This is a genomic window from Streptomyces sp. NRRL S-244 (assembly GCF_000717915.1).
Taxonomy (GTDB): domain Bacteria; phylum Actinomycetota; class Actinomycetes; order Streptomycetales; family Streptomycetaceae; genus Streptomyces.
The window spans coordinates 309,262-335,202 of record NZ_JOCX01000004.1 but is presented as its reverse complement, the minus strand read 5'-3'; the positions used below and the strand labels follow the sequence as shown (position 1 = coordinate 335,202).

At 74.6% G+C, this 25,941-nt stretch carries 13 protein-coding genes; 8 read left to right on the top strand and 5 right to left on the bottom strand.

Annotated features, from left to right (window positions below):
- Positions 1-106 precede the first annotated feature (106 nt).
- From IF02_RS35100 to IF02_RS0107395, 4 genes are read left to right on the top strand one after another with little or no spacing between them, the layout of a single operon-like run.
- Positions 107-3,658 carry a condensation domain-containing protein gene (locus tag IF02_RS35100; RefSeq protein WP_199809191.1) on the top strand — a complete coding sequence of 1,184 codons (3,552 nt, stop codon included), beginning with the start codon at positions 107-109 and terminating at the stop codon, positions 3,656-3,658.
- Between the two features lie 52 nt (positions 3,659-3,710).
- Positions 3,711-11,063 carry a non-ribosomal peptide synthetase gene (locus tag IF02_RS0107405; RefSeq protein WP_030154600.1) on the top strand — a complete coding sequence of 2,451 codons (7,353 nt, stop codon included), beginning with the start codon at positions 3,711-3,713 and terminating at the stop codon, positions 11,061-11,063.
- On the top strand, positions 11,060-12,427 hold the full coding sequence (locus IF02_RS0107400; RefSeq protein WP_234318118.1) for a cytochrome P450: 1,368 nt from the start codon (positions 11,060-11,062) through the stop codon (positions 12,425-12,427). Before IF02_RS0107405 ends, IF02_RS0107400 begins: the two co-directional genes overlap by 4 nt.
- 25 nt (positions 12,428-12,452) lie before the next feature.
- Complete coding sequence (locus IF02_RS0107395; protein ID WP_030154596.1) at positions 12,453-13,733, top strand: MFS transporter; 1,281 nt, start codon at positions 12,453-12,455, stop codon at positions 13,731-13,733.
- A gap of 17 nt (positions 13,734-13,750) precedes the next feature.
- Here IF02_RS0107395 and IF02_RS0107390 read toward each other — a convergent pair whose 3' ends face one another.
- From IF02_RS0107390 to IF02_RS0107380, 3 genes are all read right to left on the bottom strand, one after another.
- Positions 13,751-16,669 carry a helix-turn-helix transcriptional regulator gene (locus tag IF02_RS0107390; RefSeq protein WP_030154595.1) on the bottom strand — a complete coding sequence of 973 codons (2,919 nt, stop codon included), beginning with the start codon at positions 16,667-16,669 and terminating at the stop codon, positions 13,751-13,753.
- A gap of 109 nt (positions 16,670-16,778) precedes the next feature.
- Positions 16,779-17,006, bottom strand: coding sequence for a hypothetical protein (locus IF02_RS0107385; RefSeq protein ID WP_030154593.1), 228 nt, complete (start codon positions 17,004-17,006; stop codon positions 16,779-16,781).
- Positions 17,007-17,069: 63 nt separating this feature from the next.
- Entirely contained in the window at positions 17,070-20,405 is a 3,336-nt protein-coding gene (locus tag IF02_RS0107380; RefSeq protein ID WP_051695924.1) for a type 2 lanthipeptide synthetase LanM family protein, read from the bottom strand.
- Between the two features lie 321 nt (positions 20,406-20,726).
- On the opposite strand from IF02_RS0107380, the gene IF02_RS0107375 reads away from it, so the two are divergent.
- The 4 genes from IF02_RS0107375 to IF02_RS0107360 all read left to right on the top strand — a co-directional run bounded on the left by IF02_RS0107375 (position 20,727) and on the right by IF02_RS0107360 (position 24,004).
- Positions 20,727-21,362 carry a helix-turn-helix transcriptional regulator gene (locus IF02_RS0107375; RefSeq protein ID WP_030154590.1) on the top strand — a complete coding sequence of 212 codons (636 nt, stop codon included), beginning with the start codon at positions 20,727-20,729 and terminating at the stop codon, positions 21,360-21,362.
- Between the two features lie 62 nt (positions 21,363-21,424).
- Complete coding sequence (locus IF02_RS35880) at positions 21,425-21,823, top strand: helix-turn-helix transcriptional regulator (protein ID WP_267880911.1); 399 nt, start codon at positions 21,425-21,427, stop codon at positions 21,821-21,823.
- A 139-nt stretch (positions 21,824-21,962) separates the two neighbouring features.
- A complete protein-coding gene (locus tag IF02_RS0107365) occupies positions 21,963-23,156 on the top strand; it encodes an AAA family ATPase (protein WP_078621937.1) in 1,194 nt (397 codons plus the stop codon).
- The gene (locus tag IF02_RS0107360; RefSeq protein WP_030154585.1) at positions 23,153-24,004 is read left to right on the top strand and encodes a DUF7192 family protein; all 852 of its coding nucleotides are present in this window, start codon (positions 23,153-23,155) and stop codon (positions 24,002-24,004) included. Before IF02_RS0107365 ends, IF02_RS0107360 begins: the two co-directional genes overlap by 4 nt.
- Positions 24,005-24,031: 27 nt before the next feature.
- On the opposite strand, the gene msrB is transcribed toward IF02_RS0107360, so the two are convergent.
- Both msrB and murC read right to left on the bottom strand, forming a co-directional pair.
- Positions 24,032-24,439: a peptide-methionine (R)-S-oxide reductase MsrB gene (gene msrB, locus IF02_RS0107355; protein ID WP_030154583.1), complete on the bottom strand. Its 408-nt coding sequence runs from the start codon at positions 24,437-24,439 to the stop codon at positions 24,032-24,034.
- 21 nt (positions 24,440-24,460) lie between these two features.
- Positions 24,461-25,858: a UDP-N-acetylmuramate--L-alanine ligase gene (murC, locus tag IF02_RS0107350; RefSeq protein ID WP_030154581.1), complete on the bottom strand. Its 1,398-nt coding sequence runs from the start codon at positions 25,856-25,858 to the stop codon at positions 24,461-24,463.
- Between the last annotated feature and the right edge of the window lie 83 nt (positions 25,859-25,941).

Here is a 25,941-nt window from a genome sequence, read left to right as displayed (position 1 = left end):
CCTGGTACGCCGACTGCCCACCGGGGAGCTCGAGTTCCTCGGCCGCACCGACGACCAGGTCAAGATCCGCGGCTTCCGCATCGAACTCGGCGAGGTCGAGGCGGCGTTGGGCGAGTGCCCCGGGGTGGTGGCCGCCGCGGTGGCCGTCGGGGCGGACGCCCAGGGCGGCAAGAGCCTGACCGGCTACGTGGTGGCCGGGCCCGGCGGCCCGGTGGAGCCCGCCGTACTGCGGTCCTTCTGCGCCGGCCGGCTGCCGCACTACGCCGTGCCCGCGGACTTCGTGGCGCTCGACGCGCTGCCGGTGAACGCCTCCGGCAAGCTCGACCGGGCGGCCCTGCCCGCCGCCCGGCCGGACGGAGAGCGGGCGGAGCGGGACCGGGCGGCCGCGGGCGGCGCCGAGTTCATCGCGCCGCGCGACGCCACCGAGCAGGTCGTCGCCGCCATCTGGGCGGAGGTCCTGGGCGTCGACCGGGTCGGCATCGACGACGGGTTCTTCGACCTGGGCGGCCACTCCCTGCTCGCCACCATGGCCGTCTCCCGGATCGCGGAGCGGCTCGGCCGCGAGGTGGAACTGCGCACCCTGTTCGAGAACCCCCGCATCCGCGAGTTCGGCCCGCTGGTGGCCGCGGCCCGGCAGGCGGGCGCCGCCACCGTCGTCCCGGTCGACCGCTCGGGACCGCTGCCGCTGTCCTTCGCGCAGGAGCGGATGTGGTTCCTGGACCGCATGTCCGACGTGGGCGACGAGTACGTGCTCTGGTTCTCGTGGCGGATGCGGGGCGGGCTCGACCGCGACGCCTGGCAGGGCGCCCTCGACGAGGTGGTGGCCCGGCACGAGGCGCTGCGCACCGCTCTGGTCGAGGTGGACGGCCGGCCGGCGCAGCGGGTGGTCGACGGGGTCCGCGTACCGCTGGTGTGGCAGTCGGCCCCGCCCGGGGACGACGAGGCCGTACGGCTGGAGCGGCTGCGCGCGGTGGCCGTCCCGTACGCCACCCGCCGCTTCGACCTGGCCGGGCCACCGCTGCTGCGGGCGGGGGTGTGGGAGCTGGACCCCGAGGACCACGTCGCCGTCATCGCCTTCCACCACGCGGCCACCGACGGCTGGTCCAAGGACGTGATCATCGGCGAGCTCGCCGAGTCGTACGCCGCCCGGGTGGCCGGACGCCCGGCCGAACTGCCGCCGGTCCCGGTCCAGTACGGGGACTTCGCGGTCTGGCAGCGCGACCGGATGGCCGGCGAGGTGCTGGAGCGGCAGCTGGCGTACTGGGAGGAGGCCCTGGCCGGCGTGCCCGTACTGGAGCTGCCGACGGACCGGCCGCGCCCGGCGGGCTGGTCGGGCCGGGGCGGGGCGGTCGAGATCGACCTGCCCAACGAGCTGGAGGCCGCGCTCGGCGAGCTGGCCCGGCGGCACGGGGTGACCCGGTTCACGGTGCTGCTGGCCGTGGTGCAGATCGTGCTGGGCCGCTGGTCGAGGCAGCGGGACGTGGCGGTGGGCACCCCGGTCGCGGGCCGCGGACAGCTGGAACTGGAGCGGCTGGTGGGGCTGCTGGTGAACACGGTGGTGCTGCGCGGGGACCTGTCCGGCGAGCCCTCGTTCACCGAGTTCCTGGGCCGGGTCCGGGAGTCCGTGCTCGGGGCCTTCGACCACCAGGAGGTGCCGTTCGAGCGGCTGGTGGAGCAGCTGCGGCCCGAGCGGGACCCGTCCCGCAACCCCCTGTTCCAGGTGATGTTCGACGTGCAGGAGAGCGCCGCGGGCGGGCCCCGGGTCGAGGGGCTCGACGTGGAGCACTTCGTCCTGCCGTGGGGTTCGGCCAAGTTCGACCTGACCGCCACCTTCCTGCTCTATCCCGACCGGTTCGCGCTGAACGTGGAGTACGCGAGCGACCTCTTCGACGCCGCCACCGTCACCCGGTTCGCCGGGCACGTGGGCCGGGTGCTGGAGTCGGTGGTGGCCGATCCGGAGCAGGCCGTGGGGCGGTTGGAGCTGCTGTCGCCCGCCGAGTACGCGGAACTGGCCGAGGCGGCGGGCTCGGCGGCGGGCTCCGCGGCGGCCGCTGCGGCGGCGCCGTTCACCGTGGCCGGCGCGCCGGAGGCGGTCGCCCTGCTCTGCGGGGACGAGAGCCTGACGTACGGCGAACTGAACGGGCTGACCGGCGGCCTGGCCCGGGCCCTCACGGCCTCCGGGGTACGGCCGGGCACGCCGGTCGGCGTGTGCCTGCGCCGGGGCATCGGCTCGGTCGCCGCGATGGCCGCGATCTGGCGGGCGGGCGGGGTCTACGTACCGCTCGACCCCCGGCTGCCCGAGGACCGGCTGCGGTTCATGTGCGCCGAGGCGGGCGTGCACAGCGTCTTCAGCGACGCCTCGACCCACGCGCTGGCCGCCGCGCTCGGACCGCGGACCGTCCCCGTCGACGCCGTCGTGCCCGACCCGGACGCACCGCGCCACGCCCCCGCTCCCGAGGACCTCGCGTACGTCATCTTCACCTCGGGCTCCACCGGCCGCCCCAAGGCCGTCGGCGTGGAACACCACGCGCTGGGCGCGCACGCCGCCGCGGCCCGCGAGCTGTTCGGCATCACGGCCGACGACCGCGTCCTCGCCTTCGCCTCCTTCTCCTTCGACGCCTCGCTGGAGCAGGTGCTGCCCGCCCTGGGCGCGGGAGCCTCGGTGGTGGTCCGCCCCGACGAGGTGTGGTCGGTGGAGGAGCTCGCCGAGGCCGTCCGCACCCGGGACATCACGGTCATGGAGGCCACACCCGCGTACTGGGAGGAGATCGTCGCCCGCCTCGACACGGTCGCCGGGGACCTCAAGGGCCTGCGGCTGCTGGTCACCGGCGGCGAGGCGCTGCCCTCGGCGCCGCTGGCCCGCTGGTTCGCCCACCTGCCCGACGTACCCGTCGTCAACACGTACGGCCCGACCGAGGCGGTCATCTCCGCCCTCACCGCCCAGAAGTTCATACCCGACCCGTACGGCCAGGACGGCGGACGGCTCTACCGCACCGGCGACCTGGTACGCCGACTGCCCACCGGGGAACTGGAGTTCCTCGGCCGCACCGACGACCAGGTCAAGATCCGCGGCTTCCGCATCGAACCGGCCGAGATCGAGGCGGTCCTCGAACAGCACCCGGACGTGCACGCCGCGACCGTCCTGGTCCGGGAACTGCGGGGCGAGCGCGCCCTCGTCGGCTACGCGGCCGGCCCGGGCCGGGGGCCGGACGCCGAGGCGCTGGCCGCCTGGTGCCGGACCCTGCTGCCCGGCTACATGGTGCCCGCCGCGTTCGTCCTGCTCGACGCCCTGCCCCGGACCGTGCAGGGCAAGGTGGACACCGCCGCGCTGCCCGATCCGCAGCTGCCCGCGCCGGCCGCGTCCGTGGCCCCGCGCACCCCGACCGAGGTGGTGACGGCCCAGATCTGGGCCGAGGTCCTGGGCCTGCCCGAGGTCGGGATCAGGGAGGACTTCTTCGCCCTCGGCGGCCACTCGCTGCGCGCCGTGGCGGCCGCGTCCCGCCTGCGCACCGCGTTCGACTGCCCGATCCAGGTACGCGACCTGTTCGACCACCCGACGGTCGAACTGCTCGCCCTCGAAGTGGAACGACAGCTCATCGACCAGATCTCCTCGATGAGCGACGACGAGATCGACCTGTCCCTGACCTCCGACTTCTGATCGCCGCGGCGATCCGAGCCCCGAACCCAGCCTCGATTGGACGGCACTTGCGATGACCACTGCACAGGTCGAACCCTCCACCACCGCTTCCACGACGCCCGGCGGTCTCTCCCCGGCGGCCCGCCGCCTCCTCGAAATGCGCCTGCGCGGCAAGGCCGCCGCCGCGCCCGCGGGGATCCCCCGCCTCGACCCGCGCCCCGCGCAGTCCCCCCTGTCCGCGGCCCAGCAGCGCCTGTACTTCCTCGACCAGCTCGACCCCGGCGGCGTCGAGTACCTGATGCCCGCCGCCTGGCGGTTCGCCGGCCCCCTGGACACCGCCGCGCTGAGCGCCGCGATCGGGGACCTCGTCGCCCGCCACGAGCAGCTGCGGGTGGTCTTCTCCCACGAGGACGGCGTACCCGCCCAGCGCGTGCTCCCCGCCGGGGCCGCGGCCGGCCTCGACCTGGTCGACCTGCCCCCGGCGGTCCGCGACGGCGGCCCCGAGGCGATCGCCGAGGCCGTACGGGAGGTGGCGCTGCGCCCCTTCGACCTGGCCGCCGCGCCCCCGTTCCGGGCCACCCTGCTGCGGATCGCCGCCGAGGACCACGTACTCGTCCTGGCCATGCACCACATCGTCTCGGACGGCTGGTCGCTGGACGTCCTGACCGGCGACCTGAGCGCCTGCTACCGCGCCAGAGCCCAGGGCCGGACCCCACAGCCCGACCGGCCGCCGGTCGACTACACCGACTACGCGCACTGGCAGCGCGGCGCCGACGAGAGCGCGGACCTGGACTACTGGCGTACGGCGCTGGCCGGCCTGACCCCGCTCGAACTGCCCACCGACCACCCGCGGCCCGCCGTCCGCACCTCCGCCGGCGCCGTGCACGCGGTCGAGCTCCCCGCGGCGCTGACGGCGGCCCTGGCCGAGCTCGGCCGCCGGGCCGACACCACCTCGTACATGACCCTGATGGCGGCCTTCCAGGCGGCGCTCGCCTTCCACAGCGGCCAGGACGACATCGCGATCGGCACCGTCGTCGCCAACCGGGAGCGCCCGGAGATCGAGCAGCTGGTGGGGTTCTTCGTGAACACCCTGGTGATCCGCACCGACCTGTCGGGCGACCCGACCTCGGCGCAGCTCCTCGCCCGGACCCGGGAGAGCGTCCTGGGCGCCCTGTCCCACCAGAGCCTGCCGTTCGAGCGGGTCGTCGACGAGCTGAGCCCCGAGCGGGACCTGTCGCGCAACCCGCTGTTCCAGGTGCTGTTCTCGCACTCGGCCGCCGCGCGGCAGGGTGCGTACGCCCTCGGCGGGGCGCGGGGCACGGCCTTCCCCATCGACCTCACCACCGCGAAGTTCGACCTGACGCTGGACGTCAGCGAGGACGCGGACCGCATCCGCCTCCAGTTCGTCTACCGCCCCGACCTGTTCGACGCGGCGTCGGTGGCCCGGCTGGCCGAGCACACCGTCGCGGTGCTGCGGGCCTTCGCCGAGGCCCCGGACGTGCCGCTCGCCATGGCCGACCTGCTCACCGCGCGGGAGCGGGCCGCGCTGCTCGGCCCCGACGGCCCGGCGAACCGCCTGCCCGCGGGCGCCGCACCCGAGCCGGCCCCCCGGCTCGCGATGGAGCGCCTGGCCGAGCGGATCCGGCTGGCCCCCACCGCCGTGGCCGTCTCCGGCGGCGGCCGCAGCCTGACGTACGCCGAACTCGACGCGGCCTCGCTGGCCCTGGCCCGGCGGCTGCGGGCCGCGGGCATCGGCCCGGAGTCCCTGGTCGGCGTCTGCCTGGGCCGCTCGGTCGACCTGGCCGTCGCGCTGCTCGGCGTCTGGCGGGCGGGCGCGGCGTACCTGCCGCTGGACCCCGCCCACCCGCGGGCCCGGCGGGAGTTCACGGTCGGCGACGCCGGGGTGGAGTGGGTGGTCGCCGACGCCGTCGGCCGCGCCGCGGTGGAGGGGCTGCCGGTGGGCCTGATCCCGCTGGACGAAGCCGCCTGCGGGGCCGCCGACGGCCCCGGCGACGACACCTCCGACGAGAGCGAGGAGCTGCACTGCGCCGTGCTCCCCGGACCGCAGACCCTCGCGTACGTCATCTACACCTCGGGATCGACCGGGCAGCCCAAGGGCGTCGAGATCACCCACTCCAACCTGGCCTGGCTGCTCGGCGCCGCCGACCGCCACTTCGACTTCGGCGCCGACGACGTGTGGACGCTCCTGCACTCCCCCGCGTTCGACTTCTCCGTCTGGGAGCTGTGGGCCCCGCTGACCTCCGGCGGCCGGGTGGTCGTGCTGACCGAGGACGAGGTCCGCGACCCCGCCGCCGTCCACGCCGTCCTGCGCGACGAGCGCGTGACCGTGCTCAACCAGACCCCGGCCGCCTTCAAGGGGCTGCGGGCCCATCTGGCCCAGCAGGGCGAGGAGTTCGGCTCCCTCGCGCTGCGCACGGTGGTCTTCGGCGGAGACGCCTTCGACGCCCGCGACTACCGCGACTGGTTCGCCGTGCCCGAGGGCGAGCGGCCCGCGCTGGTGAACATGTACGGGATCACCGAGACGACCGTGCACGTCACGTACCGGCTGATCACCGAGGAGGACACGCTCTCCGCCGTGTACTCGCCGATCGGCCGCCCCCTGGCCGGCCAGCACGGCTACGTCCTGGACCGGGCGGGCCGCCTGGTGCCGCACGGCACGGTGGGAGAGCTGTACGTGGCCGGCGGCGGCGTCGCCCGCGGCTACCGCAACCGGCCGGAGCTGTCCGCCGAGCGCTTCCCCCTCGACCCGTTCGGTCCGGCCGGGACCCGCATGTACCGCACCGGCGACCTGGTACGGGTGCTGCCCGACGGGCAGTTGGCGTACGCCGGGCGGGCCGACCACCAGGTGAAGATCCGCGGGTTCCGCATCGAGCCCGGTGAGATCGAGACGGCGCTGCGCGCCCTGCCCGGAGTGCGGGACGCCGCGGTGGTGGCCCGGCCCGACGCGCACGGCGGCGCCCGCCTGGTCGCCCACGTGGTGCTGACCGAGGGCCGGCCGCTGGACGCGCCGGACCTGCGCGACCGGCTGCGCCTGACGCTGCCCGAGTACATGGTGCCCGCACTGTTCGTCCGGCACCCGAAGCTGCCGATCACCGCCAACGGCAAGGTGGACCGCAAGTCCCTGGTGGCGGTGGCCGTCGACGGGGCCGGCGCCCCCGCCGGACACGTCCCGCCGGCCGGTCCGGCCGAAGAGGCGCTGGCCCGCATCTGGTCGGACGTGCTGGGCGCCGAGCGGATCAGCCGCACGGCGAACTTCTTCGACCTGGGCGGCGACTCGATGCTGGCCCTGCGCGTGATCGGGCAGGCCCGCAACGCCGGACTGGGCCTCGGCGTCCCGGACCTCTTCCGGGCCCGCACCCTGGGCGATCTCGCCGCGCTGGCGACGCAGGCCGCCGAGGACACCGGCCCCGCGCCCGTGGAGCCCTTCTCCCAGCTCGACCCGGCCGACGCGGCCCGGCTCCCGCAGGGCCTCGACGACGCGTACCCGCTGACCATGCTCCAGGCCGGCATGCTGCACGAGATGCTGGCCGACCCGAGCCGCGGCGCCTACCACAACGTCACCGACCTCAAGATCACCGTGCCGGAGGGCTTCGACCCCGCCGCCTTCCGTACGGCGGTGGACAACGTCGTCCGGGGCCACAGCATCCTGCGGTCCTCCATCGACCTGGTCTCCTTCTCCGAGCCGCTCCAGCTGGTGCACGCCGCCGCCGAACTCCCGGTCGGCTACAGCGATCTGCGCGGACTGCCCCACGAGGAGCAGTGGGCGTCCGTACGGGGCTACGTCGACGCGGAGTTCGCCCGGCGCTTCGACCTGGCGGCCCCGCCGCTGGTCCGCATCCACCTGCACCACCTCACCGACCGGGAGCTGCGGCTGACGCTCACCGACTGCCACGTGGTGCTCGACGGCTGGAGCCTGACCTCGCTGATCGCCGACCTGCTGGACCTGCACCGGCAGGCCGTGGCCCAGGGCCGGACCCCGCAGCTGCCGGCGGCGCCCCCGTACGCCGAGTACGTCGCGCTGGAGCGGGCCGCGCTCGTCGACGAGGAGGGCCTGGAGTACTGGCGCTCGGCGCTGGGCGACCTGAGACCGGTCCGGTTCACCCGGCGCGGTACGGAGGCCTCCGACGGCGGGCAGTTCGTGCACGAGGCGCGCCGCTCGTACGCGGCCCTCGCCGAGCCGATCGGCCGGCTGGCCCGGCTGGCCGGGGTGCCCCGCCGTACCGTCCTGCTGACGGCGTTCCACCACACCATGAGCCTGTTCGCCGAGCGTGACGGCGACGCCGAGGGCCACTCGGTCGGCCTGGTCACCAACGGCCGGCCCGAGGTGCCCGGCTCCGACCGGATGCGCGGGCTGTTCCTCAACACCGTGCCGTTCGGGGTCCGGCGCCCCCGGGGCAGCTGGCTGGAGTACCTGCAGGCGGCGTTCGCCGCCGAGCAGGAGATGCTGCCGTACCGCAGGGTGCCGCTGGCCCGCCTCGCGCAGCTGCGGCCGGGTGAGCCGAGCCTGGCGGACACCCTCTTCAACTACGTCAACTTCCACCGGCTGTCGGGGGACAGCTGGGACGACTCGCTGGAGATCGCCCGCACGGCGTTCCCGCTGATGCTCAACGCGAGCGTGGAGTCCTTCACCCTCGACGTCGACCCGGACTACCTGGCCCCGGCCACCGCCGAGCAGCTCGCCGACCTGATGTGCGGGGTGCTGAAGGCGATGACCGCCCGGCCCGAGGCCGCGGTCACGGCGCCGGCGCTGGCCGGCGAGGCGCGGATGCGGGCGCTGGAGGAGTGGGGCCGCGGCCCCGAGCTGCCGAACACCTCGCTGATGTTCCACGAGTGCGTGGCCGAGCACGCCGTGCTCACGCCCGGCGCGGTGGCCGTCCGGCAGGGTGGGCAGGAGGTCACGTACGCCGAACTGGACGCCTCCGTACACGAGTTGGCGGACCGGCTGCGTGCGCTCGGGGTCGGTCCAGAGGTTCCGGTCGGCATCTGCCTCGACCGGGGTCCGGAAATGGTCCGGGCCGTGCTCGGTGTGCTCCGCTCGGGCGGCGCGTTCCTGCCGCTGGAGTCGCAGCACCCCGCCGACCGGCTGAAGTTCATCGTCGAGGACAGCGGGATGCCGGTGCTGATCACCCAGTCCTCGCTGCTGGGGACGGTGCCGTTCGACGGCCCGACCCTGGTCGTGGACGATCCGGCGTCCTGGGCGGCGCCCGTCGAGGTCCCGGCCCCGGCGCCCGCCGTCACCGCGGACAACGCGGCCTACATCCTCTACACCTCGGGTTCCACGGGCACGCCCAAGGGCGTCACCATCCAGCACCGCAGCCTGACCAACATGCTGGAGGGGCAGCGCGACCTGTTCCCCGTGACCCCCGGCGACCGGGTGCTCCAGTTCGCCTCCCTCAGCTTCGACGTCTCGATCATGGACCTGACCTGGGCCCTGGCGAACGGCGCCCAGCTGTGCACACCGCCCAGGGAAGCGCTGCGCGCGGGCGCCGACCTCGCCGGCACCCTGCTCGACTACGGGATCACCGTCGCGATGCTGGCCCCGAGCGCCCTGGCGGCCCTCGGCGAGGACCGCTTCCCCGCCCTGCGGATCCTCCAGGTGGCCGGCGAGGCCTGCCCGGCCGAACTGGCCCAGAAGTGGGCGCGCGGACGGCGGTTCTACAACGTCTACGGGCTCACCGAGACGGCCGTGTGGTCCGTCTCCACCCTCCTCAAGCCCGACTGCAAGCGCCCGCCGATCGGCTGGCCGATGCGCAACACCCAGGTCTACGTACTCGACGAGGACCTCCAGCCGGTTCCGGTCGGGGTGCAGGGAGAGGTCTACCTCGGCGGGCGGGCCATCGGCCGGGGCTATGTGAACCGCCCCGACCTGACCGCCGCCGCGTTCGTCCCCGACCCGTACGGCGCCCCCGGCGGCCGGCTGTGCCGCACCGGGGACATCGGCGTCCAGCTGCCCGACGGCGCCGTGGAGGTCCTCGGCCGCCGCGACAGCCAGGTGAAGCTGCGCGGGTTCCGCATCGAGCTCGGTGAGATCGAGCACGGGCTGCGGGAACTGCCCGAGGTGCAGCAGGCGGTGGTCCTGCTGCGGCGGGACCTGCCGGAGCCGGCGCTGGTGGCGTACGTGGTGCCCGAGGAGGGCGCAGCGCCCGTCGTCGAGCCCTTCCGCCGGGCGCTGCGGGCCAAGGTGCCCGCGTACATGGTCCCCGCGCGGTTCGTCTTCCTCGACGCGATGCCGGTCAACAGCAGCGGCAAGGTGGACAAGAAGGCCCTGCCGCTGCCCTCGGCCGACCGGCTGGGCAGCGCCACCGACTACGTCGCGCCGGGCACGCCGGCCGAGGTGGTGCTCGCCGAGGTGTGGCGCACGGTCCTCGGCATCGAACAGGTCGGGGTTCAAGACGACTTCTTCGCCCTCGGGGGCAGTTCGCTCTCCACCGTCCGGGTCGCCGCGCAGGCCGCCGCCCGCGGGCTGAGCGTCTCCGTACGGGACCTGCTCGAACTGCCCACGATCGCCCGGCTCGCCGCCCGCGCCACGGAGGCGGCGGCGCAGGCGGCCGGGGCCGCGCAGGCTCCTCCCGGCGCGAAGGCCGTCACCTCGGAGGTCCGCCTGCGCGAGGGCGACGGCGCCCCGTTGTGGTGCGTGCACCCCAGCGGCGGCAGCGGCGCCTGGTACGTGCCGCTCGCCCGGGCCCTGCCGCCCGGTCAGCCGGTCCGCGCCTTCCAGGCCCGCGGCCTGCTCGGCGGGGTGGACCCGACCACGATCGCCGGGATCGCGGCCAACTACGCCGCCGAGATCGCGGCCCACGGCGGGCACGGCCCGCACGACCTGCTGGGCTGGTCCATGGGCGCCAACATCGCCCTGGAGATGGCCACTCAGATGCACGAGGCCGGTCACACCGTCGCACCGCTGACGCTGATCGAGCCGCACCTGCCCCACCCGGCGGCCCGCGAACGTCTCGCGGCGGTCGGTCGGGACATGGAGCGGGGGCTGCGGATGCGCGACCGCGTCCGTACGCTGCCGCCGTCCCCGGAGCGGGACGCGGCCGTGGCCGAGCTCACCGCCCTGCTGCTGGGGGCCGGTATGAGCCCCGGCGAGGCGGCGCTGGTGGAGCAGGCCCCCATCGAGGTCTGGCACTCGCTGCTGACCGCCCTGTCCGACTACGTACTGCGCCCCTACCCCGGCCACGTCCACCTGCTGGTGGGCAGCGCGGCCGCGGAACTGCCCGACGGCGAACCGATGCCCGGGCTGGACGTGGACTTCCGCACCTACATCGAGCGCTGGCGCGAGATCGCGCTCGGCGGGCTGACCGTCCACGTCACCGAAGGCGACCACATGTCCATGATGTCCGAACGGCTGATGCACAAGACCGCTGCTGTGCTCGGCCGGATCCAGTCGGAGGCACGCCGATGACCGTCCTGACCACGAACACGAACACGAACACGACCGCGGACATGTCCCCCCTGGTGTGCCCGGTCACCGGGCAGACCGCCCCGCAGACCGCCCCGCCGGCCGCGGTGACCCGTACGGTCCCGCCGGTTCCGCCGGCCCCGCCGGCCCCGCCGGCCGCCTTCACCGAGCGGTACCTCCTCGACCCCGCCGTCAACGCGGACCCGTACGGGTACCTCAACTCCCTGCGCGACCACGACCCCGTGTACTGGTCCGCCATGCACCGGGCCTGGCTCGTCACCGGGCACGCCCAGCTGATGCACTGCCTGCGCGCCCCCGCCGTCTCCGCCGAGCGGGTGCGCCCGCTGATGGACGCCGTGCCGGAGGGCGCCCGCGAGGACGCCGAGCGGGCCTTCGGGATCCTCTCCCGCTGGATGGTGTTCAACGACGCCCCGCAGCACCGAAGGCTGCGCCAGGTGTTCCAGGAGCAGTTCGCGGCCCGCTCGATCGGCCGCTACCGGGCGTTCGTCGAGCGCGCCACCCGCGCCATGCTCACCCGGCGCGCCGTCCCCGGCCGGATCGGGGACCTGGTCGCCGACATCGCCCGGCCGCTGCCCGCCCTCGTCTTCGCCCGCTGGCTGGGCGTCCCCCAGGCGCACGGCCCGTCCTTCTGGTACTGGAACGCCCGGGTAGGCGACCTCGTCCTCGGGGCCGCCCAGGAGGAGCGCGAGTACCGCACCTCGCTCCAGTCCCTGGTCAACCTGGACGACTACCTCGCCGACCTGGTGCGACAGCGCCGCGCCGACCCCAAGGACGACCTGATCAGCGCCGTGCTGGCGGGCGGCCAGATCGGGAAGTCGGTCAGCGAGGAGGAGTTCGTCGGGATGCTGACGCAGATGGCCTTCGCCGGCGGCGAGACCACCAGCAACCTCATCGTCAACGCCGTACTCGCCCTGCTGGAGCACCCCGAACAGCTGGCCGCCGTAAGGGAGGACCCGGCCCTGGTGTCGATGGCGGTCGAGGAGGCCATGCGCTTCGACGGCCCGTCGAAGATGTCGATCCGCACCGCCGCCCGGGACTTCGACCTCGACGGGCGCTCCGTCCGCGCCGAGGACCGGCTGTTCCTGGTCACGGCGGCCGCCAACCGGGACCCGGCCCGCTTCCCCGACCCGGACGTGTTCAACGTCCGGCGCGGCAGCGCCTCGCACCTCGGGTTCGGCTTCGGCGCGCACTTCTGCATCGGGGCGGCCTTCGCCCGGCTGGTGGCGGGCGCGGTGGTCGACGTACTCGTCCGCGAGTACCCGGGGCTGGAGCTGCTCGACCAGCAGCACACCTGGCAGCCCTCCCTCCTCAACCGCGCGCTGACGTCCCTGCCCGTCCGCTACTGACCACGGCCCCACGGAGGGGATTTCCATGGCTTCCACCCTGGTGGACGCGCGGGAGCGGCTGAGCGCCCCCGCCCGGCTGCCCTCGTTCCGGCTGCTCTGGCTCGGGCAGTCCCTGTCCCTGCTCGGCGACGGGTTCAGCTACATCGCCTTCTCCTGGATCACGCTCGGCCTCACCCAGTCCACGCTGGCCCTCGGCTACGTCCTCGCCTTCCAGGCGGTGCCGCGGGCCCTGCTGACCCTGGTCGGCGGCTCCCTCAGCGACAAGTGGTCCTCGCGGACCCTGATGAAGCTCTCCAGCTGGGCCCGGGCCGCCCTGATGGCGGCCGTGGGCCTGGCCGGCCTCGCCGGATCCCTGACGCTGTGGATGCTGTGCTGCGCCGCCGCGGCCTTCGGCGCGGTCGACGCGTTCTTCCAGCCGGCCCGGGCCTCGATCCTGCCGTCGGTGGTGGACAAGGAGCAGCTCGCCCCGGCCAACGCCCTGCTCGCCGTCGGCACCAAGGTGGCGGCCGTGCTCGGCCCGGCCGTCGGCGGCATGGTGGTGGCCTTCTCCAACGCCCCCGTCGCCTTCCTCGTCGACGGGGTGTGCTTCGCGCTCTGCGGCCTGTGCGTCGCGGGGGTCCGTACGCTGCCCCGCCCCGTCGCCGAGGGGGAGGGCCCGGCGGCGGACGGACCGGCCGACAGCGCGGGTCCGCCCAAGGCCGAGGTCTCGCTGGGCGCCCGGATCCGCGCCGGGCTGCGGTACGCCTTCGAGGACCCGCGGATCCGTACGATCCTGGCCGTCGACGCGGCGGTGACCTTCTGCCAGGCGGGGCCGTTCACCGTCGGCTTCGCCACCCTGGCCAAGGTCGACCTGCACGGCGGCTCGGCCACCCTGGGCCTGCTCAACGGCGCGCTGGCCGGCGGGGCGATGCTGGGGACCCTGGTCGGCGGGGCCGTGGGCAGCCGCCCCCGGATCGGCCTGCTGATCGCCGCGCTGGCGGGCTGGCTGGCGATCGGCACGGGCCTGCTCGGCCTCGTCGGCAACACGGCGGGGGCTCTCGCCACGGTGCTGGCGATGGGCTTCGGGATGGGCTTCCAGGGGGTCTTCGGCCTCAGCTGGATCCAGCGCACGATCGACGGCTCGGTGCTGAGCCGGGTGATCTCGGTGGACATGGTGATCGGCTACGCGGTCGCCCCGCTCTCCCTGATCGTCTGCGGAGCCCTGGCGCAGTCGGGCACCGCCCCGATGTTCGCCGTCTCGGCGGCGGTCCTGGCGGTGACGGCGATCGGCATCCTCAGCTCGCGGACCGTCCGCGAGATGCGGTGACGGGGCAGGCCGGTGCCTCAGGGCGCCGATGCCTCCAGGGACGCCGAGAGTTCGCAGAGCGCGGCCCGGTTGGTGCGGCCCGTCTTGGTGCCGAGGGCCGCGATGTGCTTCTCGACCGTACGGGGCGAGATGTAGAGGCGGTCGGCGATGTCCTTGTTGCCCAGCCGTTCCGCGAGGAGCCGGAAGACCTCGTACTCGCGGACCGTGACGCCCTGCGTGCGCAGGACGTCCGGGATCGTGCTCGACCCCGTACGGCGCTGGCGGCCCGGGGCGCCCATCCGGCGCAGGGCCGCGCGGCAGGCATTGGCGACCGTGGCCACGCCGCCCTGGTGGAAGTACTCCTCGGCCTGGCGCAGCCAGGCCACCGGCTCGCCCCAGCCGTCCTCGTACGCCGCGTCGGCGATCAGCCGAAGGCCCAGGTGGAGGGCGGTGGCGTACGGGGCGGCGACGCGCAGGGCCTCGGCCACGGCGGCCGCGGCCTCCTCGGGGCGGCGTTCGCGCCCCAGCAGGACGGCGCCGGCGAACAGGACGAACTGCCGGTTCCAGCGCATCCGGCCGGGTGCGGTGGCGGCGATCTCCTCGTACGCGGCGCGGTCGGCCTCCCCCGACTGCACGTCCAGGAGCAGCCCGATGCCGTACCGCCCGCTGAGGTAGTACGTACTGGGGTTGGCGTCCTCCAGGTCGGCGACGGCCCGCAGTTCGGCCACGGCGCCGGGCCGGTCCTCCTCCATCAGCGCGCAGAAGGCCCGGGCGAGGCCGAGGGTCAGCGGTTCCTCCTGGGAGCCTGCTCCGTCGCACTCCGCGAAGGTCGCGAGGGCGCCCTCCATCGCGGGCCGGTCGCCCCGGTGGGCGGCCAGCGCGGCCCGCGCCATCAGGACGTACCGGGTGGCCGGGGCCAGCCGCAGCCGCTGTACGACGGCCAGGCACTCCTCGGCGGACTGCTGCGCGGCGGTGAACTCGGCCCGCAGGACGGCGTCCAGGATCATGATGCCGTCGATGGTGTAGACGATGTTGGCCGAGCCGAGCCGCTGGGCCTCGCTCCGGGCGGCCAGCAGGGGGGCGGTGGCGCCCTCGGTGAGCCAGTAGTTGCCGCCGATCCGGGTCAGCGCGTACATGCGCTGGAGCGGGAGCTGGTGCTGTTCGGCGGTCTGCAGGGCCGATTCCAGCAGGGCGGTGGCCTCGTCGAAGTCCCGTTCGCGGGCGAGGGTGGCGAGGAGTTCCAGGGCCTGGCAGGCGACGGTGGCCAGGCCGTGGCGCTGGGCCGCCTGGAGGGCCGAGTTGCCGAGTTTCTCGGCCAGTTGGGTGCGGTCCTGGCCGGGGGTGTCGAGCGCGAGGTAGGCGGCGGTCACGTCGATCGAGGCGGTGGTGCGCTCGTCGGGATGGGCGCCCAGGAGGGATCTGGCCTGGGCTATCTGTCTGTTGCCGTCCTCCCAGCGGCCCGCGGTGTGCGCCACCTTGGCGAGCCGGGTGTGCAGCGCGGCGAGCCGGGTGGCGCTCAGGCCGCTGCCGCCGAGGGTGTGCAGGTTCTCCGCGAAGCCGAAGGCGCGGGCGAAGTCCCCGGCTTCGGCGAGCGCGGGGAGCAGGGCCTCCAGGGCGTCGGTGCGCCCGGCCGGGTCCTGGCTGGCGGCGAGCAGCCGTTCGGCGCGGCTGAGCAGGGTGATCGCGGAGCCGATCGCCCCGGCCGCCAGCGCGCGCAGCCCTGCGTCGGTGAACAGGCGCCCGGCCTCGGCGTCGTCGCCCGCCTGGGAGCGCAGCTCCGCGACCAGGGGGCACCAGTCGCCCTCGAGGTCGGGGTAGAGCGCCTGCACCGCGTCGGCGGCGCGGCCCGACATCTGCGCCCGGTTGCCCGGGGTGAGCTGGGTGTGCAGGGCCTCGGCGGTGAGCGAGTGGCGGAACGCGTACCAGTCGGGGGCGGGTTCGTCGGGGACGACGAGCTGGGCCGCGACGCCGGCGTGCAGATGGCTGAGCAGCCCGCGGTCGTCGATGCCCGTCATCCGCTGGAGCACGGTCAGCGGGAAGCGGCGGCCGATCACGGCGGCCGCGGAGAGCAGGGTCAGCCCCTGCGGGCCGAGCCGGTCGATGCGGCGCAGGATGCCCCGGGCGAGGGCGGTGGACACGTCGCTGCGCAGGTCGCCGACGACCCGCCAGCCGTCCTCGAAGCGGACGAGGGCGCCGCTGCCGATCATTCCCTGGAGCAGTTCCTCGACGAGGAAGGGGCTGCCGGCGCTGTCGTCCCAGAGCCGGTCCAGGGCCGCCTGCGGGACGAGTTCGGGTTCGGTGTCCAGCTGGGCGGCGATGACCGCGCCGACCTCGGGGCGGGTGAGCGGGGCGAGTTCCAGTACGGTCCCCACGCCGCGCCGGCGGGCCGAGTCGGCCATGTCCAGCGCGTCGCAGGGCTCCGTACGGATGGTGGCCAGGAGCACCACGTTGGTGTACTCCAGGTTGTCCACGAGGTACTCGACGACCGCGAGCGTCTCGGGGTCGGCGTCGTGCAGGTCCTCCAGGAGCAGGAGCTGGCCGTGCTCCTTGCCGGTGGCGATGAGCAGCCGCAGGACGGCCTCGCCGAGGATGACCATGGAGCTGTTGTTCTGGGCGTCGCTGCTCCAGTCCGGGATGATCCTGCCGAGCGCGGGCCGGTAGGGGCCCAGCGGCAGGTCGTCCAGGGGTTCGCCGCTGCGGAAGAGCGACATCAGCGCTTCGGTGAGTGGCCGGAAAGGGACGGTGGGGCCGGTCGTGCTGCTCCGCCCGCGCAGGGCCCGCATGCCCATGCCGAAGGCCATGCCCACGGCTTCGGCGGCGAGCCTGGATTTCCCGATCCCGGCCTCGCCGACCAGGAAGACGACCCCGCCGCGGCCTTCTCCCGCGTCGGTCAGTGCCTGCTTGATCTCACGCAGTTGCGGGTCACGACCGACGATGTACCGCGAACGGGAACGCATGTCCGCAATCTAGTTCATGCGATCGGCCGATTGTGCGACGAAAGTTGGCCGTTTCGAACAGAGGCGGGGTGAAGATCCGGGAGAGATCCGGAGAAGATCGGACACGCGGCTACCAGGTGACGTTCGGGGCCGAGACGCTGGTGTCGATCGAGCTCAGGGTGATGACGATGCCGCTGGTGAGCACCACACCGGCCAGAGCACGGGCCCGGGCGCACGCCTTGTTCCGTCCCGACAAGGTGATCCCGCCGGCCGGGTCCTCGGTCCGCGCCTCGGCAGCGGCCGTGGCGGCGGCCTCGTCGGCGGCGATGGACTGGGCGTTGACCTGGGTCTTCTGCATGGTCGTGAGTACCTTTCTCGATGCCTGATGGGGAGTGGTGCTCAGTGCTGAAGTACGGGTGCGCTATGCGGGTTCGAGGAGCAGTACGGACGGGACGCGCTCCGGGAAGCCCAGCCTGAGCAGGGCGTACCCGATGCCGGAGAGCCCCGTGAGGAAACCGGGGGACGGAACGTGGTCGGGGGTGCCGCAGCGCCGGCCGTGATCCTCCAGTCGGCCGAGAACCTCCCCGGCGCGGTGGCCGAGGGCGGCCCGGGCCCCCTCGTGGCCCCGCCCGGCGAGCACGCCCAGCAGTTCCAGGGATCCGAGGGCGCCGCGGTGCAGGCTGAGGTCGGATGACGCGTCGGGCGCGCCCAGCAGGGCGGCGCACCGGTCGAGTTCCGCCGCGAGGGGCGGCTGCCCGGCGGCCCCGGGCGCGTCGGCCCCGAGCCCGTCGGAGCCCGGTACCTCCGAGCCCGGTACGTCGGAGCCCAGTACGTCCGCGGCGGCCAGCGCGGTGCCCGCCAGGCCCGTGTGCCAGCCGAGGTCCGCGGGGCGGAGCAGGGCTTCGGCCAGCGCCGGGCGCAGCAGGGCGGCGCCGGTCCGGGCGTACGCGGCCCCCGGCTCCCCCGCCTCCTCCAGGGCGGCGGCGTAGCGCAGCAGGGCCCAGCCGATGCCCGCGTCGCCGTGGGCGAAGCCGGGGACCGCGGGGCGCTGTCCGGCGAGGCTCTTCCCGGCCCGGACCAGCAGCCGGTCGGCCAGCCGCCGGGCCACCCCCTGCGCCACCGACCCGTACGTGCGCTGCGCGGCGACCGCGGCGGCCAGGGCTCCGGCGAGGCCGTCGGCCAGATCGGCCGGCCCTTCGGCGCCTTCCCCGGCGCCTTCCCCGGTGTCGGCCAGGGCGGCGCGCTCCAGGGCGGCGAGCGCGTCGGGCAGGCAGGCGCCCAAGCCCCCGCCCTCGCCCTCGCCGAGCAGCGGGGCCAGCCGGGCCGCCGTGTAGACGATGCCGCCGATCCCGTGCAGGGCGCCGGGTCCCACCGCGGCCCCCAGCCCGGGGTCGGCGGCGAGCGCGGCGAGCAGCGCGGGCAGCGGCCGTACGGCCTGCCGGGCCAGCGCGGTGTACCGCTCGGCCCCGGTCAGGGCTCCGAGCTGGGCGAGGAAGAGCGCCACTCCGCAGTAGCCCTGGGCGAGCCCGCCGCCCATCGGCAGGACCGCCCAGTGCTCACCGGACACCTGCTCCAGGCCGAGCCAGTTGACGCGGTCGCCGCCGTGCACCGCCCGGGCCGCGATCTCGTCGGCGATCCCGCAGGCCGCGGCCAGCAGCCGGGAGGGCTCGGGGACGACGACCGGCGCCGCGGGGCCGGCCAGGGTCGAACGGGGGCCGCCGACGCTGAGGTTGGCCCCGGTGACGGCGAGCGTCGCCGAGATGATCCACTCCTGGTCGTGGCGGTCCACCTCCCCCATGGCGGCGATCTTGGCGCGGGCGGCGCGCAGGCTCGGGGCCGGCAGCACCCCGTCGAGGCGGGTGCCCCGGGAGGTCCGCAGCGCGGTGTCCGAGGGATGATGGAAGAAGAGCGGTACGTCCCCGGACCACAGGTCGGCGATCTCGTCCTCGATCAGCCGCTGCCGTGCCGGGTCGTAATCGGATTCCGTCCAGAGCACGGCGAATACGGTGTCCCGGGTCAGCGCGTCCCGCAGCAGGTCGGGGTGGGTGGACTCGTCCAGCAGGGTCGTGTAGAGGCGGGTCGAGCGGGCGATCAGACGCCCCGGGCTGGTCGCCCAGCGGGCCAGCAGCCCGCCGTCCCCCCGGCCCCCGCCGTCGCCCCCGCCCTCACCCTCACCCTCACCCTCACCCTCGCCGTCGGCCGTTCCGGTGCCGAGCAGTTCGGCCCGGTGCTCGGTGATCGCGTCGTACCCGGCCCGGAACCCCTCCAGTAACGCCGCGCGGTGGTCGGCATGGCCGGCCGTCCTGCCCTGCGGGCCCGGCCGGTTCTGCCCGGCCTCGGTGGCCACCGGGGCGCGCAGCAGCCGCATTTCGTCCGTTCCGGCCGCCTCCCAGCGCAGTCCGTCGCTGGGGTACGAGCCGCCGTCCCCGCCGCCGAGGGCCGAGATGTCCATGGCGCCGTTCTCGCCGATCAGCAGGCTCGGCAGCAGGCAGGTGCGGTACACCGAGGCGGCCAGGGCGTCCGCCGCCGGGTCGGAGCCGCAGGTCACGGCCTCCGGCAGGCCGGCGTGGAGCAGGGTCTCGGCGTCCACCAGCACCGGCTGGTCACCGCAGGCGATGACGTTCTCGTAGTGCATGTCCACGCCGTCGACCGCGTAGAGCAGGGCGAGCAGCGCGCCCTGGCGCCGGTAGAAGCGGTCCAGTTCGGTGGGCGAGGTGCACCAGCCGTGCTCGATGAACTCCAGCCAGCCGTAGCCCTCGCCGCGCACCGAGCGCGGGGTCCTCAGGCCCAGGCCGGCCACCTTGGCGTTGGCCCAGCCGACCGCCTGGTCCAGCAGTACGTGCTGGTCGAGCGGCCGGGGCTTGTAGACGACGGTCGCGCCGTTCGCGAAGCGCAGCAGGGCCACCGACCGGTTGCCCTGGTGGACGTCGCCCCGGCCGAGGTCCACCCGTACGAGGGCGCCCGGGTCCGTGCCGTGCAGCAGGCCCGCGACGATCTCCGGGCGGTCGGCGGTGAAGCGCTCGAACAGCTCCGCCGTGGCCGAGGCCGCGTGGCCGCAGGCCTGGCCGAGCATCCGCGCCAGCACGGGGTAGCGGGTGAACAACTCCGCGAGGCCCTGCCGGGTGCCGAGCCGGGCGAGGAAGTCCGCGAACCGCTCCCGCGGGGTCTCCCCCGCCAACAGGCCCTCGGTACGGGCCCGGTGGAGTTCGCGGACCAGGGTGCGGGCGGACTGGCGGATGAGCCGGTCGCCGAGCCGCTCCTCGAAGGCCTCCCGCACGGCGGCGAGTTCGCCGTCGGCGAGGTCGAGCTGTGCGGCCGCCTCGGCCCAGGCGGAGCCGATCAGGGGGCGCAGCGCGGGCAGGAACACCGCGGCGCCGTCCGCGTCCTCCGCCGGGAGCCCGGTGGGGAGTTCGACCGGGAGCCCGACCGGGAGCTCGACCGGGGCCCCGGCCACCATCCGCTCGATGGAGCGGGCCCACTGCGGCTCGGCCGTACGGGCGGCCAGCCGGCCGGGGGCCTCCGCCGCGAGGGCGTACGCCACGCCCTCGGTGGTTCCCAGGCTCGCCAGCCGGGCCGCGAATCCGTCCGTGTCCCCCAGGGACCAGGATGCCGGTCGGCTGTGGGGGGCGTCGGCCGGTGCGGGTACCGGGGTACCCGGGGCGGCGAGCCGCTCCCGCAGGTTCAGGGCCCGGGCCCACCAGGAGGGGGCCAGGCCGCCGACCTGGGAGTCTTCGGCGGTGGTGGCGGTGTCAGTCACAGGAGAAAACTCGCAGAGTGCGGGGGCGCGCACATGGGGGCCGATCCCCCATATTCCGTGGGACCGCCCCCATGGGGGCCGCGGGCCCTCCGTACGGGGTGGTGCGGCGGTCGGTGAGGAGGGCCGCGGCGTACGGGTTCCGGCAGGTCGCGGGCGGCTCGGAAGCCTGCCCGCACAGGATCCGGGCCTGCTCGGGCGCCCTTGCGCAAATGTGGGGGCCGGGGCCCGATGCCGCACCGGGTCCCCGACCCGCAGCCTGTGTGCAGTGCCCCTTCCGCCCTGTCCGGCACCCCGGCCGGCGGATGATCATCGGAGGACCTGGTGGGAGTACCCGTCCCTGTAGACGTCGTCGCATTCGACCCCGTGCTGGAAGCCGGAACCAAGAGCACCCTGTTCGCCTGCCCCGAGGTGTCCCTGACCACCCCGGGCGAGGCCCCGCGGGTCGTGGTCATGACCGTGGACCAGGTCGGCCGGCCCGAGCTCGACGTCCTGCGCACCGTCCGCGACACCCCGGCCCGCCCCGATGTGGTGCTGGTGGCGGGCGAGTTGGCGCCCGACGGCGCCCTGCACGCCATCGCGGCCGGCGCCCGAGGGCTGCTGCGCCGCCGCGAGGCGGACGTCACCCGCCTCTCGCGCGCCGTACTGGCCGCCTCCCGCGGCGACTGCACGCTGCCGCCGGACCTCCTGGACCGGCTGCTGGAGCGCTCCGGCGCCGGCGGCCGGGCGGGCGGCGGCGCCGACGGGTCCACGGACCCGTGGGCGGCGGCGGGCCTGAGCGACCGGGAGCGCAGCGTGCTGCGGCTGGTCGCCGACGGCCACGAGACGAACGAGATAGCCAAGCAGCTGTGTTACTCGCCGCGGACCGTGACGAGCGTCGTCCACGACATCACCCAGCGGTTCCGGCTGCGCAACCGCGCGCACGCGGTTGCCTACGCGATGCGGGTGGGTCTGCTGTGAGCGCCGTCGCCGAACTGACTCGCGAGACACGCGAGACACGCGAGATACACGAGACGTATGAGGTGCGAGAGGCGCACGACTTCGCGCCCGTACGGATCCCCTCGGCCCCGGACCGGCTGAGCCTGCTGCGCCAGGCCGGGGACGGCCGGATGCCCTACCCGGCCCTGGTCCGCCTGCTCGGCGCGGCCACCTCCGCCGGAGCCGCCTCCCCCGGAGCCCCCTGCGCGAGCACCCCGGCCGCCCGCACCGCGACGGCCCCGCCGGACGCCCCCCGGCTCACGGCCCGCCAGACCGCGGTGCTCACGCTGATGGCGGAGGGCCACGGAAACGCGGTGATCGCCCGCACCCTGTCCTGCTCGGAGCACACGATCAAGAACGTGATCTACGAGCTCATGTCCCGCCTCCAGGCCCGCAACCGGGCCCACGCCGTCGCCTGTGCCGTCCGCCACAGCCTCATCTAGCGGTCCCCTACACGGAACCGTGACCGGACCGCCGCGCGTCCCCCCGGGCGGCTCCTCCCGGAGCCTGCGGCACGGCCCCGCAGGGCCACGCGTGCCGCACCTCGCCGCGGTTGTGGAGGAGACAGGGTTGCGGGCCACCATGAGAACCGAAGTGGAGAAGATAGCGAACCAGGTCGCCCACGACGTCTTCGTACGGTGGGAGGAGGCCTCGGTGTCCCGGGCCGTCCGCGCCGCCCTCGCAGGCGAACGGGCCGATCTCGTACGGGAAGTGACGGAGAAGACCGGCTTGCTCGCCGCCGAGGCCGCGAAGAAGGCCGCCGGCGAGTCCCAGGAGCGGGTGATCGCCCGCGCCGCCCTGCGCGCGGTCGAGGCCGTGCTCGCCGCCCGCCGCGACAAGGACGAGAGCGTGGTCCGCGCCCTCGCCGCGCAGTCCTCGCGTGACGCGGTGCTGGCCGCGCGGCCGGAGTTCGTGCGTACCGTGCACGAGGAAGTGGCGAAGGTACTCGCCGACTTCACCCCGCCCGTCGTCCACGTGACGCTCCCGGCCCGGCCCACCGTCGAACTCGACGCGGACACCCACCGGGTGCTCCCCGAACTGCTGCTCGCGCTGCACGCGCGGTGCCACGTCCTGCTCGTCGGGCCCGCCGGCACCGGCAAGTCGATGATGGCCACGCACGCGGCGCAGGCCCTCGGCCTCGACCTCCAGGCCCTCTCGCTGGGGCCGACCACCCCCATGAGCAAGGTGTTCGGCTACTTCGACGCGCACGGCCACTACCACGACACCCCGTTCCGCCGGGCGTTCGAGCACGGCGGCGTGATGCTGCTCGACGAACTCGACAACGGCCATCCCGGCCTGCTCGGCGAGCTGAACCAGGCCCTCGCCCTGCGCACCTGCGCCTTCGCCGACGGGATGGTGGCCGCCCACGAGGACTTCCTGCTGATCGCGACGGCCAATACGTACGGCCACGGCGGCGACCACCAGTACGTCGGACGGCAGGCGCTGGACGCCGCCACGCTCGACCGGTTCACGGTGATCGACGTGCCGATCGACACCCGGCTGGAGTACCGGCTGGTGCTGGCGAACGCCCCCTCCCGGCCGGACGACGCGCGCCGGCTCCTCCAGGAGGTCCGCAAGCTGCGGGCCGTCGCGGCGGAGAAGCGGCTGCCGCTGGCGTTCTCGCCGCGCGCCGGGATCGACGGGGCCAAGCTGCTGGAGGCCGGTGCGAGCCTGGACCAGGCGCTGCGGTGGCGGGTGACGCGCGGCCTGTCCGCCGCCCACCGCACGGCGCTGGGCCTGGACGGCCCGGAGGCCGGCCGGGAGTCCGCGTCGTGACGGGGCGCGTGCTCGCGCCGATGCTGTCCTGGCAGGAGTTCCTCGACGCGGCCCAGCTCCCCGAGAGCATCCCGAACGGCTCGGGACGCCACGGCCGGACCGAGTGGGCCGGGGCGACCTGGGAGGAGGCGCTGCGGCTGGCGGTCGACGGATGGCACGTCCCGCTCCAGGAGCAGGAGATCACCGTCGGCGCCCTGCGGGAGCGGGCCGGTCTCGGGACGCCCGTCGTCTCGCTGGAGCCGGTGTGGGACGTGACCGGCAGCGAGGTGGACATCGGCGCCTACCTCGCCGGGGAACCGGAGTGCATGGTGGACTCGGTGCCCCGGCGCGTCTCGCGGCAGGGGAAGGTGGTGACCTTCCTGATCCCGTCCGTGTACGACCACACCACGCCCCACGACCGGATCCGCAACCGGGGGCTGGCGCTCGCGGCCCTGTGCGCGGCCATCGTCGAGGCCGGGCACGGGGTGGAGATCTGGTCGGGCTTCACGACCCGGGTGCGGCGGGACGCCGAGCCGTGCTCCGCGGTGGCCCGGGTGATCTCGTCCGGCGAGCCCCTCGACGTCGGCCGGCTGATCTTCGCCGTCGCCCACCCGGCCATGCTGCGCCGGCTGTGGTTCGCGGTGTGGGACGGCGGGGACGCCGGGACCGCCGCCCTGCTGAAGGCCGCCCAGTACGGCATCCCCCAGCCGTGCCGCCCGTCGGACCTGCCCGACGGGATCACCGACCCGTACGTCTTCCCGTACCTGGAGCCCGACCATCCGCAGTGGCGCGACCTGGACACCGCCCTGGCCTGGTGCCGCGGGATGTTCGCGGACCTCGGCCTGATCCAGCCCCGCGGCGCGGGGTGAACCGGACCGGGGCGGTCCCCGCCGGCGTCAGCCCTCGTCGGGGGTCAGGCGCAGCGAGATGGAGTTGATGCAGTAGCGCTGGTCGGTGGGCGTGGGATAGCCCTCGCCCTCGAACACGTGCCCGAGGTGGGAGCCGCACTTCGCGCAGAGGACCTCGGTGCGGACCATCCCGTGCGAGACGTCCGCCTTCAGCTCGACGGCGTCGGAGTCCTTCGGGTCGTAGAAGGACGGCCAGCCGCAGTGCGACTCGAACTTCTCGGTGGAGCGGAAGAGCTCGGAGCCGCAGGCGCGACAGGAGTAGACGCCCTCCGTCTTGGTGTCGGTGTACTCACCGCGGAAGGCCGGCTCGGTGCCGGCCAGGCGCAGCACCTGGTACTCGGACGGCGTCAGCTCCGCCTGCCACTGCTCGTCCGTCTTCTCGACCTCGTACGACATGACTCTCCCGCTCCCTCGTTCTCAGTCCGTCAGGCGGGCGAGGATCGCCGGACCGAGGTCCGTGACGTCGCCCGCGCCCATGGTGAGAACGAAATCACCGGGCTTCGCCATTCCCGCGATGACGTCGGCGACCTCGGCCTTGTCGTGCTCGGCCGTGACGTCGGCGCCGGCGCTGCGGGCGGCCGCGATGATGATCTCGCTGGTGATGCCGGGGATCGGGTCCTCGCGGGCCGGGTAGATGTCGAGGACCACGGCGGAGTCGGCGAGGGCCAGGGCCTGGCCCATCTCCTTGCCCAGCTCCTGGGTGCGGGAGAAGAGGTGCGGCTGGAAGACGACCAGGATGCGGGAGTCCCCGGCGGCGCCGCGGATGGCCTCCAGGTCGGCGGTCATCTCGGTCGGGTGGTGCGCGTAGGAGTCGATGACCTGCACGCCCGAGGCCTCGCCCTTGAGCTGGAGGCGGCGCTTGACTCCGGTGTACTTGCCGAGGGCGGAGGCCAGGTTGTGCACCGGGATGCCGAGGGCGACGCCGGCGGCGAGCGCGGCGACGGCGTTGTGCGCGTAGTGGCGGCCGGGCACGGAGACGGTGAAGGTGAGCATCCGGCCGTCGATGACCACGGTGACCTCGCTGGTCAGACCGCGCGGGGTGATCTTCGTGATCCGGACGTCGGCGCCCTCCTCCTCGCCGTACGTGACGAGGTTGAGGTCCTCGGTGCCGCGGACCCGGGCGGCGATCTCGGCGGCGCCCTCCTGGCCGTGGGCGACGACCAGGGTGCCGCCGGGCACGATCTTGCCGACGAAGGTCTCGAAGGACTCGTAGATCTCGTCCATCGACGCGTAGTTCGCGTGGTGGTCGAGCTCCGCGTTGAGGATGATCGCGACCTGCGGGGTGTACTTGTGGAAGCTGCGGTCGCTCTCGTCCGCCTCCGCCACGAAGATATCGCCCTCGCCGTGGTGGGCGTTGGAGCCGGGTGCGTCCAGGTCCCCGCCGATGGCGTACGAGGGGTCCAGGCCCAGGGCCGACAGGGACACCGCCAGCATCGAGGTGGTGGTGGTCTTGCCGTGCGTACCGGCGACCGCGATCGGCCGCAGGCCGTCCATCAGGCCGGCCAGGGCGTCGGAGCGGTGCACGACGGGGACGCCGAGCTCGGCGGCGCGCGCCAGCTCCGGGTTGTCGGCGCGGATGGCGCTGGAGACGACGACGCAGGTGGCGTCGGAGGCCAGGTGCTCGGCCGCGTGCCCGATGTGGACCGTGGCGCCGTGGGCGCGCAGCGCCTGGGCGGTCTCGGAGTCCTTGGCGTCGCTGCCGGCGACCTGCGCGCCGCGCTGGGCGAGGATCTTCGCGATGCCGGACATGCCGGCGCCGCCGATGCCGATGAAGTGCGGGCGTTCCATGGCGTTCGGCAGGCCGGGCGGCGTCATACGGGATCTCCCCAGGGTGCGGGTCGGTACGGAGCGGTACGGGTCGGTCGCGTCGGGGGTGCGGGCGGTGCGGACCGTCGTCC

Coding starts and splice junctions, on each gene's coding strand:
- IF02_RS0107405 (WP_030154600.1), top strand. CDS start 3,711: ATGACCACTGCACAGGTCGAACCCTCCACCACCGCTTCCACGACGCCC.
- IF02_RS0107400 (WP_234318118.1), top strand. CDS start 11,060: ATGACCGTCCTGACCACGAACACGAACACGAACACGACCGCGGACATG.
- IF02_RS0107395 (WP_030154596.1), top strand. CDS start 12,453: ATGGCTTCCACCCTGGTGGACGCGCGGGAGCGGCTGAGCGCCCCCGCC.
- IF02_RS0107390 (WP_030154595.1), bottom strand. CDS start 16,669: ATGCGTTCCCGTTCGCGGTACATCGTCGGTCGTGACCCGCAACTGCGT.
- IF02_RS0107385 (WP_030154593.1), bottom strand. CDS start 17,006: ATGCAGAAGACCCAGGTCAACGCCCAGTCCATCGCCGCCGACGAGGCC.
- IF02_RS0107365 (WP_078621937.1), top strand. CDS start 21,963: ATGAGAACCGAAGTGGAGAAGATAGCGAACCAGGTCGCCCACGACGTC.
- msrB (WP_030154583.1), bottom strand. CDS start 24,439: ATGTCGTACGAGGTCGAGAAGACGGACGAGCAGTGGCAGGCGGAGCTG.
- murC (WP_030154581.1), bottom strand. CDS start 25,858: ATGACGCCGCCCGGCCTGCCGAACGCCATGGAACGCCCGCACTTCATC.